At 67.7% G+C, this 14,055-nt stretch carries 12 protein-coding genes; 4 read left to right on the top strand and 8 right to left on the bottom strand.

Annotated elements, in window-relative coordinates; all coding sequences use genetic code 11:
• Window positions 1–91: 91 nt before the first annotated feature.
• A complete protein-coding gene (locus KOR34_RS13680; protein ID WP_146565122.1) occupies window positions 92–1,564 on the bottom strand; it encodes an aldehyde dehydrogenase family protein in 1,473 nt (490 codons plus the stop codon).
• A gap of 300 nt (window positions 1,565–1,864) precedes the next feature.
• Here KOR34_RS13680 and KOR34_RS13685 point away from each other — a divergent pair, with 300 nt between their 5' ends.
• On the top strand, window positions 1,865–2,722 hold the full coding sequence (locus KOR34_RS13685; RefSeq protein ID WP_146565123.1) for an excisionase family DNA-binding protein: 858 nt from the start codon (window positions 1,865–1,867) through the stop codon (window positions 2,720–2,722).
• Between the two features lie 13 nt (window positions 2,723–2,735).
• Here the strand turns inward: KOR34_RS13685 and KOR34_RS13690 are convergent, their stop codons facing one another.
• The 6 genes from KOR34_RS13690 to KOR34_RS13715 all read right to left on the bottom strand — a co-directional run bounded on the left by KOR34_RS13690 (window position 2,736) and on the right by KOR34_RS13715 (window position 9,937).
• Entirely contained in the window at window positions 2,736–3,563 is an 828-nt protein-coding gene (locus tag KOR34_RS13690; RefSeq protein WP_146565124.1) for an enoyl-ACP reductase FabI, read from the bottom strand.
• Window positions 3,564–3,662: 99 nt separating this feature from the next.
• Entirely contained in the window at window positions 3,663–3,887 is a 225-nt protein-coding gene (locus KOR34_RS13695) for a hypothetical protein (protein WP_197531398.1), read from the bottom strand.
• 67 nt (window positions 3,888–3,954) lie between these two features.
• On the bottom strand, window positions 3,955–4,971 hold the full coding sequence (locus KOR34_RS13700; protein ID WP_146565125.1) for an AAA family ATPase: 1,017 nt from the start codon (window positions 4,969–4,971) through the stop codon (window positions 3,955–3,957).
• 433 nt (window positions 4,972–5,404) lie between these two features.
• Window positions 5,405–8,515, bottom strand: coding sequence for a VWA domain-containing protein (locus KOR34_RS13705; RefSeq protein ID WP_146565126.1), 3,111 nt, complete (start codon window positions 8,513–8,515; stop codon window positions 5,405–5,407).
• 46 nt (window positions 8,516–8,561) lie between these two features.
• Window positions 8,562–9,005: a GxxExxY protein gene (locus KOR34_RS13710; RefSeq protein ID WP_146565127.1), complete on the bottom strand. Its 444-nt coding sequence runs from the start codon at window positions 9,003–9,005 to the stop codon at window positions 8,562–8,564.
• Between the two features lie 2 nt (window positions 9,006–9,007).
• On the bottom strand, window positions 9,008–9,937 hold the full coding sequence (locus KOR34_RS13715; RefSeq protein WP_146565128.1) for a hypothetical protein: 930 nt from the start codon (window positions 9,935–9,937) through the stop codon (window positions 9,008–9,010).
• A gap of 341 nt (window positions 9,938–10,278) precedes the next feature.
• On the opposite strand from KOR34_RS13715, the gene KOR34_RS13720 reads away from it, so the two are divergent.
• The 3 genes from KOR34_RS13720 (at window position 10,279) to KOR34_RS13730 (ending at window position 13,346) form a co-directional block, all read left to right on the top strand.
• The gene (locus tag KOR34_RS13720; RefSeq protein WP_146565129.1) at window positions 10,279–11,415 is read left to right on the top strand and encodes an L-threonylcarbamoyladenylate synthase; all 1,137 of its coding nucleotides are present in this window, start codon (window positions 10,279–10,281) and stop codon (window positions 11,413–11,415) included.
• Window positions 11,416–11,481: 66 nt separating this feature from the next.
• Window positions 11,482–11,934 carry a ribose 5-phosphate isomerase B gene (gene rpiB / locus KOR34_RS13725; protein ID WP_146565130.1) on the top strand — a complete coding sequence of 151 codons (453 nt, stop codon included), beginning with the start codon at window positions 11,482–11,484 and terminating at the stop codon, window positions 11,932–11,934.
• Between the two features lie 65 nt (window positions 11,935–11,999).
• A complete protein-coding gene (locus KOR34_RS13730; protein WP_146565131.1) occupies window positions 12,000–13,346 on the top strand; it encodes a glycerate kinase type-2 family protein in 1,347 nt (448 codons plus the stop codon).
• Here KOR34_RS13730 and KOR34_RS13735 read toward each other — a convergent pair.
• The gene (locus tag KOR34_RS13735; RefSeq protein WP_146565132.1) at window positions 13,333–14,052 is read right to left on the bottom strand and encodes a C39 family peptidase; all 720 of its coding nucleotides are present in this window, start codon (window positions 14,050–14,052) and stop codon (window positions 13,333–13,335) included. The two genes, KOR34_RS13730 and KOR34_RS13735, sit on opposite strands and share 14 nt — an antisense overlap.
• Window positions 14,053–14,055: the final 3 nt, after the last annotated feature.

Consider the following 14,055-nt stretch of genomic DNA (forward strand, 5'->3'; position numbering starts at 1 on the left):
GCGGACGCGTGGGTTGGCGGGGCTCTCCTCGGGGCGCCCCCACCCTGGCCCTCCCCCAGGGGGGGGGAGGGGATTGGCGGGCCGGACGTGGCTAGGCCATCGATACGGTGACCGTTTTGGTCTCGGTGTAGGCGTCCAGGCCGGCCTCGCCGAGTTCGCGGCCCAGGCCGGACTCCTTGAAGCCGCCGAACGGCGCCGCCGCGTCGAACACGTTGTAGCAGTTCACCCACACGGTGCCCGCCCGCACGCTGGCGGCCAGCCGGTGGGCCTTGCCGATGTCGCGGGTCCAGACCGCGGCGGCCAGGCCGAAGTTGCTGTCGTTGGCGCGGTGGGCCACCTCGGCCGGCTCGCGGAAGCGGAGCACGCTCATCACGGGGCCGAAGATCTCCTCGCGGGCGATGCGCATCTCGTCGCTGACGTCGGAGAACAGGGTGGGCTGCACGTAGTAGCCGCGGTCGCCGAACCGCTCGCCGCCGGAGAGCAGCTTGGCGCCGTCCTGCTTGCCGTAGTCGACATAACGCATGATCTTGTCGAACTGGTCCTGGTCGACCTGTGGCCCGTGCTGGGTGGCGGGGTCGAACGGGTCGCCGACCTGGCGTTGCTCGTTGGCGGCGACCATGCGCTCGCAGAACTCGTCGTACACGGTGTCCTGCACGTACACGCGGCTGCCGGCGCAGCAGCACTGGCCCTGGTTGAAGTACAGCCCGAAGTGCGCGCCGTCGACCGCGGCCTGGAGGTCGGCGTCGGCGAAGATGATGTTGGGGCTCTTGCCGCCGAGCTCGAACGTGAGCCGCTTCATGGTCTCGGTGGCGTCACGCTGGATGATTTTGGCCGTGGCGAGCTCGCCCGTGAAGGCGATCTTGTCCACGCCCGGGTGGCGGACGATGGCGGCGCCGGCGGTCGGGCCGTAGCCCGGCACCACGTTGATCACGCCGTCGGGGATGCCGGCGTCCTGCGCGAGCTTGGCCATCCGCAGGCAGGTGAGCGGGGTCTGCTCGGCGGGCTTCATCACGATGGTGCAGCCGGCGGCCAGCGCCGGGCCCCACTTCCACGCGCACATCAGCGCGGGGAAGTTCCAGGGGATGATCTGGCCGACCACGCCCACGGGCTCGCGGCGGGTGTAACAGAAGTAGTCGCCCTTGATGGGCACCGTGGCGCCCTGGATCTTGTCGGCCCAGCCGGCGTAGTAGCGGATGCACTCGATGACCAGCGGGATGTCGGCGGCGGAGGAGTCGCGGATCGGCTTGCCGTTGTCGAGGGTCTCGAGCGCGGCGAGCTCGTCGGCGTGCTCCTCGAGCAGGTCGGCCAGGCGGAACATCAGGCGGCCGCGCTGCCGCGCGTCCATCTTGCCCCACGGCCCGTGGTCGAACGCCTCGCGGGCGGCGTCGACAGCCAGGTCCACGTCTTCTTTGTCGCCCTCGGCGACCTCGGCGATCACCTCCTCGGTGGCGGGGTGGATGGTCGCGAAGGTCTTGCCGCTAGCGGCGGGGAGCCACTTGCCGCCGATAAAGCATTGGGTCTGCTTAACCTGGGGCCTTTGCGTAACTTCAGTAATGGTGGCCATGGTCATGGTTCCTTCGAAAAGACGGCGGACGCCCCCTCCATGGAGAAGAGCAGAACGGACGAGTGCTGGCAGAAATTCTAAGTGAATCCAGCGCCAATGCCAGCCAATTCGGGCCATCTCGCCGGCGGACGATTGATTGTTTTGGGCGATGTGGCAAGCTATACGGCCCGGTTCCATCGAGGGCCGGAGGAATACCCAGCGGGCGGGCGACGGTATTCCACAGGGACGTAAGAAATCACCCCACCCGGTGGACACCAACCTCATTTGGCGCCCGCCCCGTGGGTGTTTATTGGGGCAACCATGGAATCGGTTTTTACGCCGCGACAAGTCGCCACGGCGCTTGGGGTGAGCGAGTCGACCATCAAGCGCTGGGTCGACAGCGGCCGCTTGCGAGCGACTCGCACGCTGGGCGGCCACCGCAAGCTGCCGCTGGGCGCGGTGGTCTCATTCGCACGGGCCACCGGCCAGCAGTTCAAGGACCCGGAGCTGCTGGGCCTGGCGAGCAAGATCAGCTGCATCGACCCCGAGGCGCTGCAGACCGACCTGTTCAACCGGCTGATCGAGGGCGACGAGCCCGCCACCCGCAACATCCTGGTCGGGCTGTACCAGAACGGGCTGCCGATCGCGGAGATCGGCGACCGGCTGCTGTCGCCGGTGTTCCGGCAGATCGGCCGGTACTGGGCAGACGGCGAACTGGACGTGCACCACGAGCGCCGCGCCTGCACGGCGGTGCTGGCCGTGCTGCACGAAATCCGCCAGTGGATAGCGCCGCCAGAGGCGTCGGCGCCGCTGGCGTTGTGCGCCTCGCCCGCGCCGGACTTTGCGCAGACACCGCTGTGGCTCTTGGAGCTGACGCTGCTGAACGCGGGCTGGAACGCCGCGGCGGCGGGGGCTTCGTTGCCGCTCGACCAGATCCACAGCGCGGTGCGGCTGCACCGTCCGCGGCTGGTCTGCCTGACCGCCACGCACGTCGAGGACCTGCCGACCTTCGTGAACGAGGTGAACGAGGTGCTCGCCGAGGAGCTGCTGGCGAACGTGTCGCTGGTGATCGGCGGGTGCGCGGTGGAGCACGCCGCGGCCAAGTCGCTCAAGTGCGACCTGCTGGCCCGAACGCTGTGCGACCTGGAGCTGTACCTGGCGAAGTTCGGCAACAGCTAGCGCCGGCGGGCGGCTAGGCCTGGGCCTTGTGCTTGTCGACCATCCGGCCCGGGCTGCCCATCACGTTGTAGCCGCAGTCGAGGTGGAGGATCTCGCCGGTGACGCCGCTCGACATGTCCGACAGCAGGTAGGCGCCGCTCTTGCCGGCCTCCTCGTGCGTGACGTTGCGGTTCAGTGGGGCCATGCCCTCGTACAGCTTGAGCATGTCGTCGACGCCGGCGCCGCGGCCGGAGATGGTCTGCAGCGGCCCGGCGGAGAGCGCGTTCACGCGGACGCTGTCGGCGCCGAGCTCGTAGGCGAGGTACTTCACGCAGCTGTCGAGCGCCGCCTTGCACACGCCCATCACGTTGTAGCCCTGCACCATCTTCTCGCCGCCGTAGTAGGTGAGCGTGAGGATGCTGGCGTCCGGGTTCAGGAGCGGCCGCACCGCGTTGCTGAGCGCGAGCAGGCTGTAGGCGCTGATCTCCATGGCCAGCTTGAAGCCGTCGCGGCTGGTGGCGACCGTCTCGCCGCGGAGGTCCTCGGGCGGGGCGAACGCGATGGAGTGCAACACGAAGTCGATCTTGCCGAACTCGCTCTTGGTCTTCTCCGCGACCGCGGCGATGTCCTCGTCACGAGTGACGTCCATCGGGATCACGAACTTGGCGGCCGGGTTGTCCCCGATCAGCTTGGTGAGGCGGCCCTCGTTCTTCTTCCGCGCGTCGTCCGGCTTGTCGGGCATGTGGGTGAAGCCGCACACGCCGCCCTCGTCCATCACCCGCTCGGCGATGGCCCAGGCGATCGATTGCTTGTTGAACACGCCCGTGATCAGGCCCTGCTTGCCTTCGAACAGTCCGGCCATAGGGATTTCCGCTTCGCTGAGTGGGGAGGATTTGCTTGGTCAGGCCCCACAATCTAGCAGGGCGGGCGGGCTGCGGGAACGGGCCCGATGCGGCCGGCCTCAACCAAGCGGCGCCCGCCAACGGGCGGCGTCGATAATCGACCAGATGTGCACGATCCAGCCGAGCAGCACCCACCACAGCACCGCGGCCAGCACGAACTGGATCGCCGCGGCGACGAACCGCCCCTGCACAAGCTGCCCAAGCCCGGGGATGAAGAAGCTGCAGACCGCAGCAATCACGTTTCCGGTGGACCCTTGGCCAGACATAAAAAGTTCCTCGTTCATAGGGTGTGATTCGTTGGCGGCGGCGGAACCTTGGCGCCGCTGTTAGCAGACTCGCCGACAGCGAATCTCATGCCACCTTCGCGTCGTCAGCCTTCTCGGGCACGTTCTTCAGGATGCCCTTGAGCACTGTGTCGGGGCTGACGCCTTCGGCCTCGGCCTCGAAGTTGAGAATCACGCGGTGCCGCATCGCGGGCACGAACACGCGGCGGATGTCCTCGAAGCTCACGTTGTACCGGCCGGAGAGCAGCGCGCTGAGCTTGCTGGCGAGCGCCATCGTCTGGGCGCCGCGGGGGCTGGCGCCCCAGCGGAGGTACTGGTTGGTCTCTGGCGTGGCGAACGGGCCTTCCGGGTGGGTGGCGAGCGTCAGCCGGGCGATGTAGTCCTGCACGTGCGGCGCCAGGATCACCTCGCGGACCAGCGACTGATGCTTCACGATCTCGGCGCCGTCCATCACCTTCTCCGGCGTGACAAACGAGCCCTTAGTGGTGCGGTCGATGATCGTGTTGAGGTCCTCGCGGCTGGAGTAGCCGACCACCAGCTTGAAGAAGAAGCGGTCGAGCTGCGCCTCGGGCAGCGGGTAGGTGCCCTCCTGCTCGATCGGGTTCTGGGTGGCCATCACGAAGAACGGCGGGTCCAGTTCGAAGGTCTGCCCGCCGGCCGTGACGCGTTTCTCCTGCATGGTCTCGAGCATGGCGGACTGCGTCTTGGGCGTGGCGCGGTTGATCTCGTCCGCAAGCACGATCTGGGCGAAGATCGGGCCCTTCTGGAACTCAAACCGCCGCCGCCCGTCCGGGTCCTCGACAATCAGGTTGGTGCCGAGGATATCCGCCGGCATCAGGTCGGGCGTGAACTGGATGCGGCTGAAGTCGAGGTCCAAGGTCTGCGATAGCGTGCGGATCAGGAGCGTCTTACCGAGCCCCGGCACGCCTTCGAGCAGCGTGTGCCCGCCGCAGAACAGGCAGGTCAAGACGCCGTGCACAATCTCGTTGTGGCCAACAATGACCTTGCTGATCTCGTTGAAGACCGCCTTGTAACGCTCGGAGAACTCCGCTGCGCGTTGTTCGATCGATTCGCCGATGGACATATTGGGAGGGGGTAGGGTTTGGGATTCAGGGGGACAGCTTACTTGGACATGCTTGTCATTGAACGTCTGGCAGAAACCAATCAAGGAACAGCAACAAAGCGATAATCAAGCCCGGAATCAGAAGCCACGAGTACCGACTCCGGCTGACTGAACGCCGATCATTGTTACCTGGAAGCAGACCTCTTGTTGGGTTCGCTAGAGGCGACTCGTACGGATTGGGGTCGGAGGTATTCATACGCTAGGTCCAAAGGGTCGCGCTGGTATAGCCCAGCTGGCGGGTAGGCATACCCTTCAGGCCACGCTTTGTACTTGGTATCGCTCGGTAACCTGCGGCAAGAGCCGAAGGGTTGCATGTCTCCCCCACGGCCTCCGCCGTGGGTTGCTGGGGGTGTGCTACTCACTTGCCAGCAACCAATAGCCAACAGCCCACCACTCACTTCTTCCGCTTCGCGTCCTCTTTCGCTTTCTTGAGCCGCGACAGGTAGCTCTCTTCTGCCGGCTGCTCTTCGCTCACGCCGCCGCCGGCCTGGGCCCGCTTGGGGTCGGGCTTGGGCGGCGTTTTGATATCGGCCAGGGGGACGTCGGCCTGCGGGGCCGCCTCATCGTACTCAAAGCGTGTCTCGGCCGCGCGGCTCTCGGTCGCTTGGCGGAGCTCGCGTTTCTTGCTCTGCAGACGGCTCATCGTCGGCGCGGCTGCGACTTGTTCCGCGCGGCCCAGCACGTTCACCTTCACCCAGTCGATCGCCGGGTTCATCCAGCTGAGGTCGAACTGAACCCGGCGGACAAAGACATCGGCGAAGAACAGGCAGCTGGCCAGCAGCACCAGGAAGGGCCAGCGGTCCTGGCTGCTGACCGCCTGGGGCATGTCGCGGCGGTAGGGGTCCACGGCGACAAGCTGCTCGGGGATGTCGCCGGCGGCGGGCAGCTCGACGCCCGCCTCCTCGTCGATCAGCTTGCCCGGCTGTCCGCCGCGGGGCTCGAGGCTGGCGATTTGGGTGAGCAGCGGACGGTTGGTCTCGCGGTCGCGGAACTCGTCGCTGTAGCCAACGTTCACGCCGGTGCGGATCATCGGCTGGCCCGGCCCCGGGTTCACGGCCAGCATGTAGCTGCCGGAGCTGTCGGTGTCGAACTCGCCGACGTAGCGGCCGGGGGCCACCTGCTCGATCACCACGGTGCGGGCGGTCATGTCGGGCGCCAGCACGGTGGCGGTCATCGAGCCGGTGTTGATGAACTGGTCGTCCTTGTCGAGCGCGTCGACCACCACGCGGGTCTTGCCGTCGCGCACCTCGGTGGCGACCGAGTAGGCGCCGGTGTCGCCGGTGGGACGCATCGACCAACGCACCAGCTGGCTGTAGAAGCGGCCGTAGTTCTCCCAGGCGGTCCAGTCGTTGGCCCAGCGGGCGCCGGCGTCGGTGCTCACCACGGCCGATTTGCCCAGGCCGTATGTCCACACCGCCAGCAGCGTGGCGTACTTGGCGTCGACCTCCTCGGGGACGACCGCGATCTGTTCCACCAGCGAGTTCTGCTTCAGCGAGCTCTTCACGTACCCGCTGATGGGCGGCAGGCTGTCGATGCCCTGCACGATCTCGTGCACATTATTGGTGATCGTGGGGTAGACCGGCGGGTCGAACTCCTTGGTCACGGGCCGGGCGATGCGGCGGGCCTCGCGTTTGTAGATTTTGGGCAGCGCGTTGGCGTTCTTGACCACGTAGAACTTGCCGCCGGTCTGCAGCGCGATCCGCTGCATCATCTTCAGGTCGCCGTGCCCGCCCAGCGCGCCGACCGCCACGGTGGTGATCTGCACGTTCTGCTTCTTGAACGCCGCGATCGTCGACGCCGCCGGGGGCGACGGGTCGCCGTCAGAGATAATGATGCAGTGCTTGATGGCGGGTGGGGTGTTCGAGTTGGCGAGATTGGTGAGCGAGGCTATCACCTGTCTCATGCCCGGGTCGAACTGCGGCATGTCGCCCACCACCAGGCGGTCGACCCGGGCCATCATCTTCGCCCGGTTGGGTCCGACCGGCAGCATGCCGTTGGGGTGGTTCCAGAGCCACTGGTCGGTGCCGTTCCACTGGATCAGCCCGCAGTAGTCGCGGGGGCCGAGCGTGCGGATCGCCTCGCGGGCGATGACCTTCTGCCAGTAGTTGCCCTTGGCGAACTCGCTGGCGTGCATGATCATCGCCAGCGCGCCGATCGGCTCGACCTTGGCGGCCTTGATGCGGAAGTCGACCGGCAGGGCCTTCTCGACCTCGGTGCCCTCCCAGTCGCCGGCGCCCAGGCTGCGGTCGCCGCCGAGCATGATCAGCCCGCAGCCCAGGTCCTCGGTGTTCGAGACCAGCATCTGCAGTTGGGCGTCGCTGAAGCCGGCGATGGTGTCGGTGTCGACGCCGCCCCCGGCGTCGGCGGTGAAGCCGCTGCTGCGGGGCACGTTGGCCAGCACGACCGAGTCGTACCGCTGCAGCTCGGCCAGCGAAGTGAACAGCTGGTCGCTCGGCTGCAGGGTGACCTCCAGCCCTTCGGAACGCAGCCGGTCGACCAGGAACGCGAACTCGCCCGGGTGCTCCCAGTCTTCGATCACCAGCACGTGGCCGCGGCCGCGGACGTGGGTGAACGCGGTGGCGGTGTTGTTCTGGGCCGAGGCGTCGGCGCGCGTCTCATCGGGCTCGAAGCGGGCTTCGTAGGTGTAGAAGTCGGCCTGGTCGATCTTCTCCTGGATGCCGAACACGTTCTTGCCGGGCTTCAGCTCGACCGGCTTCTCGACGAGGGTCTCCTCGCGTTCGCCGGTCTTGCGGACGAGCCGCAGCTTGCCCTTGGCGACCTTGTTGGGGTCCTCTGGCGGGGGCTGGTTGTCGAGCACGACGCGCATCTCGAACGGCTGGTCGCGGCGGACATCGGCCGGCAGCACCACCTTGTCGACCGCCACCTCGCTGCGGGCCTCGAGCGGCACCGGCAGCACGTCGATGCTGATGCCCGCGCCGGCCATCGCGCGGGCCTGGCGGAGCGCGTTGCCGACGTTCTCGTTGCCGTCCGTGACGACGACAATCCGCTTGGCAGCGTCGGGCGGGAAGAGCGACATCGCCTTCTGCAGCGCCCCCTCCAGGTTGGAGTAGTTGCGGTCCGGGGTGCTCTCGATGCGGGTGATGCCGTAGTCGAAGTCGACCGGGGGCAGCTCGACCTCGGCGTCGCGGCCGAACACGATCACGCCCGCCCGGTCTTCCTTCTCGTCGCGGCGGTGCTCGGCAACCGACTCGTTGACAAACCGCCGCATCGCGTCGCGTTGGTCTTCGGGGATGCTGAGCGACTGGTCCAGCAGGTACAGCACGGTCAGCTTGTCGCTCTTCTCGCGGTGCTGCAGGTCGGCGATCGCCAGGATGATGAGCCCCACCACCAGCGACCGCAGCGTCATGGCCAGCAGCCACCGCCACCGCCCGAGCCCCGACAGGCTGCGCCGGCCGATCGCCACCAGCGCCACGATGAGCACCGCCAGCAACCCCAGCAGGTAGGGCCACCAGGGGTTGTCGAAGGGGAGGTTGAGGTCGGCCATCTAAGTTATTCGAACCACAAAGACACGAAGGCACAAAGCACGGTGGCTACAGGGCAACTCGCTTGATGCCGTCTTTGATTAGGACAGAGTTGAAGTTGACCAGGAGCCCCAGACGTTTGCCGGCAAGTTTGAGGTACGTCAGCAACTGGGCGGAGTGGATTGGTGCAATCACTTCGACAGCTTTCAACTCTACGATCAAGCACTCCTCGACCTCCAAATCGAGCCTCAGCCCGGAATCTATTGTGACACTATCGTACTCGATTGGGAGGATCGCCTGCTGTCGAAAAGATACCGAACGCTTGGAAAGCTCGTGGCAAAGGCATGTCTCGTAAACCGACTCGAGCAACCCCGGACCAAGCGTTGAGTGCACTCGAAACACGGCGTCAACAACTTGCTTGGCCACCAACTCGGTTTCAGCGGGTATCGGAACAAGGCTTGTCATCCAGCTCTTAGTGTCTTCGTGCCTTGGTGGTTCCGATAGATCAACCATCGCTAAATCGTGATGGTCTGCACGCGGTGGTTGTAGGTGTCGAGCACGTGCACCAGCCCCTTGTGATCGCGGGCGAGGGCCCAGGGGCGGTCGAGTTCGCCCTCGGCGCGTCCGGCCCTGCCCCACCATCCGAGCGGCTCGCCCTGCTCGGTGAAGACCTGCAGGCGGTTGCCGCCGTGCTCGATCAGGATCACGTTGCCGGACTCGTCCATGGCGATGTCGTAGGGGTACGAGAGCTGACCGGGCGCGGCGCCCTCTTCGCCCCACATGAAGAGCAGCTCGCCCTCGGTGTCGAACACCTGCATGCGGTGGTTGCAGGCGTCGCAGACCCAGATCCGGTCCTGGGGGTCGACGAACAGGTTCTGCGGGCGGACAAACTGGCCGGGCTCGACGCCGTGCGAGCCCCACTGCAGGATGAACTCGCCGTCCGGAGCGAATTTCTGGATGCGGTCGTAGTCGCCGTACTCGGCAACGTACATGGCGCCGCTGGCGTCCCGCACGGCGTCGGTCACGAAGCCGAACTCGCCCGGGCCGTGGCCCTCCGTGCCGCCGATGGTCTCGTCTTCCATGAGCGTGCCGTCCAGGGCGTAGGAGAGCACGCGGAAGTAGTGGGTGTCGGCCACCAGCAGCCGGTCGTCCGCGATCGTGACGCCGGTCGGCTTGCCGTTCTTGTAGTCGGGGGTCTGCCAGCCGCGGACAAACTCGCCCTCGGGGGTGAACACCTGGATCCGGGCGGTAAAGTCGACGATGTAGACGAGCCCGTCGGCGTCGACGTCCATCGCCCGGGGCCGCCACAAACGGCCGTCGACGAGACCTCGGCGGGACCAGACACTCTGCAGCCGGCCAAGCGTGCCGCCGGTCTGGTCGCACCCGCCGCAGGCGGCCAGCGCGGCCCCGGCGGCGATCGATCGGCAGAATTCTCGACGGTTCATGCGGCTCTCAACCCAGGTATGCGACGCCCCGCGCGGCCCGCTAAGCCGCATGGTACGCGAGATCGCACGCGAGTGCAGCTCTTGCCCTAATCCTTTGCAAGCGAGCAACTTGCGATCCGAGCCCCCGGACCGAGCCGCTTGACCCTGCCATTATTCGAGGGGTATAAAGTCTTGGCTAGCACCGGGCGGGCCCGGGCGCCTAACGGTAAGTCGTCGGTTGGCTGCGGATCACGTCGTTCACGGCTCGTCGATTCGGGGCACGCGGGTCGCGCCGCCGACAGCGCCTCGCAGGAGGCTCGCCTTACCTTCCCAACCGATTCAAGTTAACGCGTCAGGGCACTATGCCGCCGATTGTCATCGAAGTCGCCCGAGCGGATGACATCCGGGACGTGGTGCACCGCGCCGTCCAGGCGCTGGCGGAGGGGGAGCTGGTGGTCATGCCCACCGAGACCGTCTACGGAGTCGCCGCCAGCGCGTGCAGCGCGGCGGGCATGCGCCGACTGGCGGAGCTGAAGCAGCGGGGCAGCAACTCGCCCTTCGCCCTGGCGGTCAAGAGCGCTCAGGAGCTGGAGGATTACGCCCCCACGGCCCCGCCGCTGGCGCGGCGGCTCGCCCGCCGGGCGTGGCCCGGGCCGGTGACGCTGGTGGTTGACACGCCGAGCGACGGCGGCCTGATCAACCAGCTGCCGGACGAAACCCGCCAGCACGTCTGCCCCAACGGCACGGTCGGCCTGCGGTGCCCGGCGCACAGGATTGTGCAGGACGTGCTGCGGATGATCCCGGGGCCGCTGGCGTTGTCGAGCGCCAACTTGCACGGCGAGCCCGACACGCTCTCGGCGCGGGACGCCGCCAAGGCGCTGGGCGACCACGTGGCGTTGGTCATGGACGACGGCCCGGCCCACTACGGCCAGCCATCTTCGGTCGTGCGGGTGGACGGCTCGTCGCACAAAGTACTGAGGGAGGGCGTTGTGGGGGCTTCCACCATCGACCGGCTGTCGCGATTCATGGTGCTGATGGTCTGCACCGGCAACACCTGCCGCAGCCCGATGGCTGAGATGCTGATGCGCTGCAAGCTGGCCAAGAAGCTCGGCTGCGGCGTCGACGAACTCGAGGAGCGTGGCGTGATGGTCGGCTCGGCCGGCGTGAACGCCGGCGGCGGCTCGCCCGCCAGCCCCGAGGCGGCCGCGCTGATGGCCGAGCTGGGCTGCCCGCTCGACAAGCACCTGTCGCAGCAGCTCACCGAGCAGCTAGTACGCTCGGCCGACATGATCGTCACCATGACCCACGGCCACCGCCGGGCCATCCTGGCGTCGTGGCCGGACGCCGCGTCCCGCATCAGGCCGCTGCTCCCCGAGGCCGACCTGAGCGATCCCATCGGCGGATCGGCCGCGGTCTACCGCGCGTGCGCCGACCAGATTGAGAAAGCGCTAGACCCGCACGTCGACGAGGTCGTCGCCGGCGTCGGGTCGGGCGAGTAGCCAGCCCGCGCAGGCCCCGCCCGCAGCGAAGCGAAACCGCGAACCATCGAGGACGAGGACACTACCATGCGTATCGCCGTTGGCAGCGACCACCGTGGGTACCACCTGAAGGACAAGATCGTGTCGTTCCTGAAGTCGAACGACCACGAGGTGCAGGACGTCGGCGCCCGCGGCGACGAGAGCGTCGACTACCCCGACTTCGCCGCCGTGGTCGCCAAGAAGGTGAGCGACGGCGAGATCGACCGCGGCATCCTGATCTGCGGCACGGGCATCGGCATGGCGATCGCCGCCAACAAGTTCCGCGGCGTCCGGGCGGCGCCGTGCACCGACGAGGTCACCGCCGAGATCAGCCGCCGGCACAACGACCTCAACGTGCTCTGCCTGTCGGCCGACCTGCTCAGCCCGCGGGTCGTGGAACGGATGGTGGACGTGTGGGTCAACACCGAGTTCGAAGCGGGCCGGCACGGGCGGCGGATCGAGAAGATCACGAAAATCGAATCCGACAACTGCTGCAACTAGCCCGGCGATAGTCACGCGTCTGCCGGGCGGAGCAGACGTTTCCCCCCTGAATCCCGCCGATCCCCATGCGCCGATCTCCCGATCAGCTCCGTGAAGACGCTCTGGCCATCTGGCGGGCCGGCGTCGACGCCGTCGACCCGCTGCGGCTCCTGCCCGAGGTTGTGCAGGCAGAGGACGAGCTGCTAGTCGTAGGTGATACTTCGTTCGAACTGGATCTGGTCGGCCGCATCCTGGTAGTGGGCGGCGGCAAAGCGGGCGCCGGCATGGCCCTCGGCCTCGAGCAGGCGCTCGGCCCCCGTATCCTCGCCGAGAAGCAGGTGTCCGGCCTGCTGAGCGTGCCGGCCGACTGCCTGGCGGCGACGCAGGCCATCCGCCTGGTCGCGGGACGGCCGGCTGGCGTCAACGAGCCACGGGCGGAGGGCGCAGCGGCGGCGGAGGAGATGCTCCGCCTGGTGGCCGACCTGCAGCCTACGGACCTCTGCCTGTGCCTGCTGTCGGGCGGCGGATCGGCCCTGCTGCCGGCGCCGATCGACGGCATCACGCTTGATCAGAAGGCGGCGGTCACTCGACTGCTCAGTGGCGCCGGCGCCGACATCCAGCAGCTCAACACGGTCCGCAAGCAGCTCAGCCGCATCAAAGGGGGCGGGCTCGCCAGGGCGTGCCGCGCGGCGCAGATGGTGACCCTGATCATCTCCGACGTGCTGGGCGACCCGCTCGAGTCGATTGCCTCGGGCCCGACGGTCCAGAACCCCGACTCCGTCGCCGACGCGCTGCGGGTGTTCGACGACCTCGGGATTGCCGACCACCCGGACGCGCAGCCGGTGATCGCGGCGCTGCAGGCCAAGCCCCCGGCGCAAGACGGGCCCGCGTCGTGTGTGGTCGATAACGTGGTGATCGCCAACAACGCGTCGGCGGTCGACTCGGCCGGCATGGAGGCAGAACGCCGTGGCTACAGCCACGCGATGGACTGCGCGATCCAGAGCGAAGGCCCCGCCGAGCAGGTCGGCCGCGACCTGGCGCGGATGGCGTTGCACATGCGCGACAACGTGGGCCCCGACTGCCTGATCACCGGCGGCGAGCCAACCGTCAAGCTGGCGGACGCGGCGGTGCGCGGCCGCGGCGGCCGCAACCAGCAGCTCACCCTCGCGGCCCTCGAGCAGCTCGGCGACTGCCGCGACATCGCCCTGCTCTCCGGAGGCACCGACGGCGAGGACGGCCCGACCGACGCGGCGGGCGCCGTGGTCGATGCGGGCGTGGCCCAGCGGGCCGCGGGCCTGGGTCTCGACGCGGCCGACTCGCTCCGCCGCAACGACGCCTACACGTTCTTCCAGCAGGCCGACGGCTTGCTCCAGACCGGCCCGACCGGCACCAACGTCTGCGACGTGCGCGTGGTGACCGTCAGTCAAACCTGAACAGCGGCCGCCGCACCCGCGGCTGGGCGCCCACCACGTCGCGGCGGGCTGCCTGCACCTCAGGGGTCACCGGCCAGCAGGGGTCGACCTCGAGGGCGTGCGAGGTGCGCGGCTTCTGGCCGGGCTTCACGACCGCCAGGATCTTGCCGTCCCACTCCCGCTGGAATCGAGGGATCGCCACCCGCGAGTTGCCGCGGAGTGGGTCGGCCACAAACACCCGCGACCCGACCACTCCCCGCAGCACGACAAAGTGCTTGAAGTCGCCCTGGACGAGCCGCACCACGACCGGCATCGGCAGCCCGCTGAGCTTGTCGAACTTCAGCTCGAGCGTGGCCGACGCGTAGCCGAGACGCTTGGCCGCGGTGGCCAGGTCCTCCATCGAGAGCCCGTTCTCTTGCCGGTCCGCCAGCTCGTCGGCGTTCAGCCTTCCGAGCGCGGCGTTCAGCACCGCCTCCTCGCCGATGGGCGCCTCGTAGTAGTACTTCAGAATCGTCGCCAGCGAAGCGGCGCCGCAGGTGTACTCTTTGCTCTGCGCCACCATGTTCTGCCGCCTGACCGTCCGCCACGACGCCACCGGCTTTGAAAACTGCCGGCCCGGCGCCAGGTAGACGGAATCTAGCGCGAGCCCCTCGGCTCGGCCGTCGTGCAAGCCGAAGCAGCCCAGGCTAGTAAGAAGGGCGGCGGCGATTCCAGTGCGTGGCTTCATGCT

This window comes from Posidoniimonas corsicana (assembly GCF_007859765.1).
In the GTDB taxonomy this organism is placed as follows: domain Bacteria; phylum Planctomycetota; class Planctomycetia; order Pirellulales; family Lacipirellulaceae; genus Posidoniimonas; species Posidoniimonas corsicana.

Bases quoted from the DNA above. Each gene is read 5' to 3' on its own strand.
- KOR34_RS13700 (WP_146565125.1), bottom strand. From the start codon at position 4,971: ATGTCCATCGGCGAATCGATCGAACAACGCGCAGCGGAGTTCTCCGAG.
- rpiB (WP_146565130.1), top strand. From the start codon at position 11,482: ATGCGTATCGCCGTTGGCAGCGACCACCGTGGGTACCACCTGAAGGAC.
- KOR34_RS13710 (WP_146565127.1), bottom strand. From the start codon at position 9,005: ATGGTTGATCTATCGGAACCACCAAGGCACGAAGACACTAAGAGCTGG.
- KOR34_RS13680 (WP_146565122.1), bottom strand. From the start codon at position 1,564: ATGGCCACCATTACTGAAGTTACGCAAAGGCCCCAGGTTAAGCAGACC.
- KOR34_RS13695 (WP_197531398.1), bottom strand. From the start codon at position 3,887: ATGAACGAGGAACTTTTTATGTCTGGCCAAGGGTCCACCGGAAACGTG.
- KOR34_RS13705 (WP_146565126.1), bottom strand. From the start codon at position 8,515: ATGGCCGACCTCAACCTCCCCTTCGACAACCCCTGGTGGCCCTACCTG.
- KOR34_RS13730 (WP_146565131.1), top strand. From the start codon at position 12,000: ATGCGCCGATCTCCCGATCAGCTCCGTGAAGACGCTCTGGCCATCTGG.
- KOR34_RS13720 (WP_146565129.1), top strand. From the start codon at position 10,279: ATGCCGCCGATTGTCATCGAAGTCGCCCGAGCGGATGACATCCGGGAC.
- KOR34_RS13715 (WP_146565128.1), bottom strand. From the start codon at position 9,937: ATGAACCGTCGAGAATTCTGCCGATCGATCGCCGCCGGGGCCGCGCTG.
- KOR34_RS13690 (WP_146565124.1), bottom strand. From the start codon at position 3,563: ATGGCCGGACTGTTCGAAGGCAAGCAGGGCCTGATCACGGGCGTGTTC.
- KOR34_RS13685 (WP_146565123.1), top strand. From the start codon at position 1,865: ATGGAATCGGTTTTTACGCCGCGACAAGTCGCCACGGCGCTTGGGGTG.
- KOR34_RS13735 (WP_146565132.1), bottom strand. From the start codon at position 14,052: ATGAAGCCACGCACTGGAATCGCCGCCGCCCTTCTTACTAGCCTGGGC.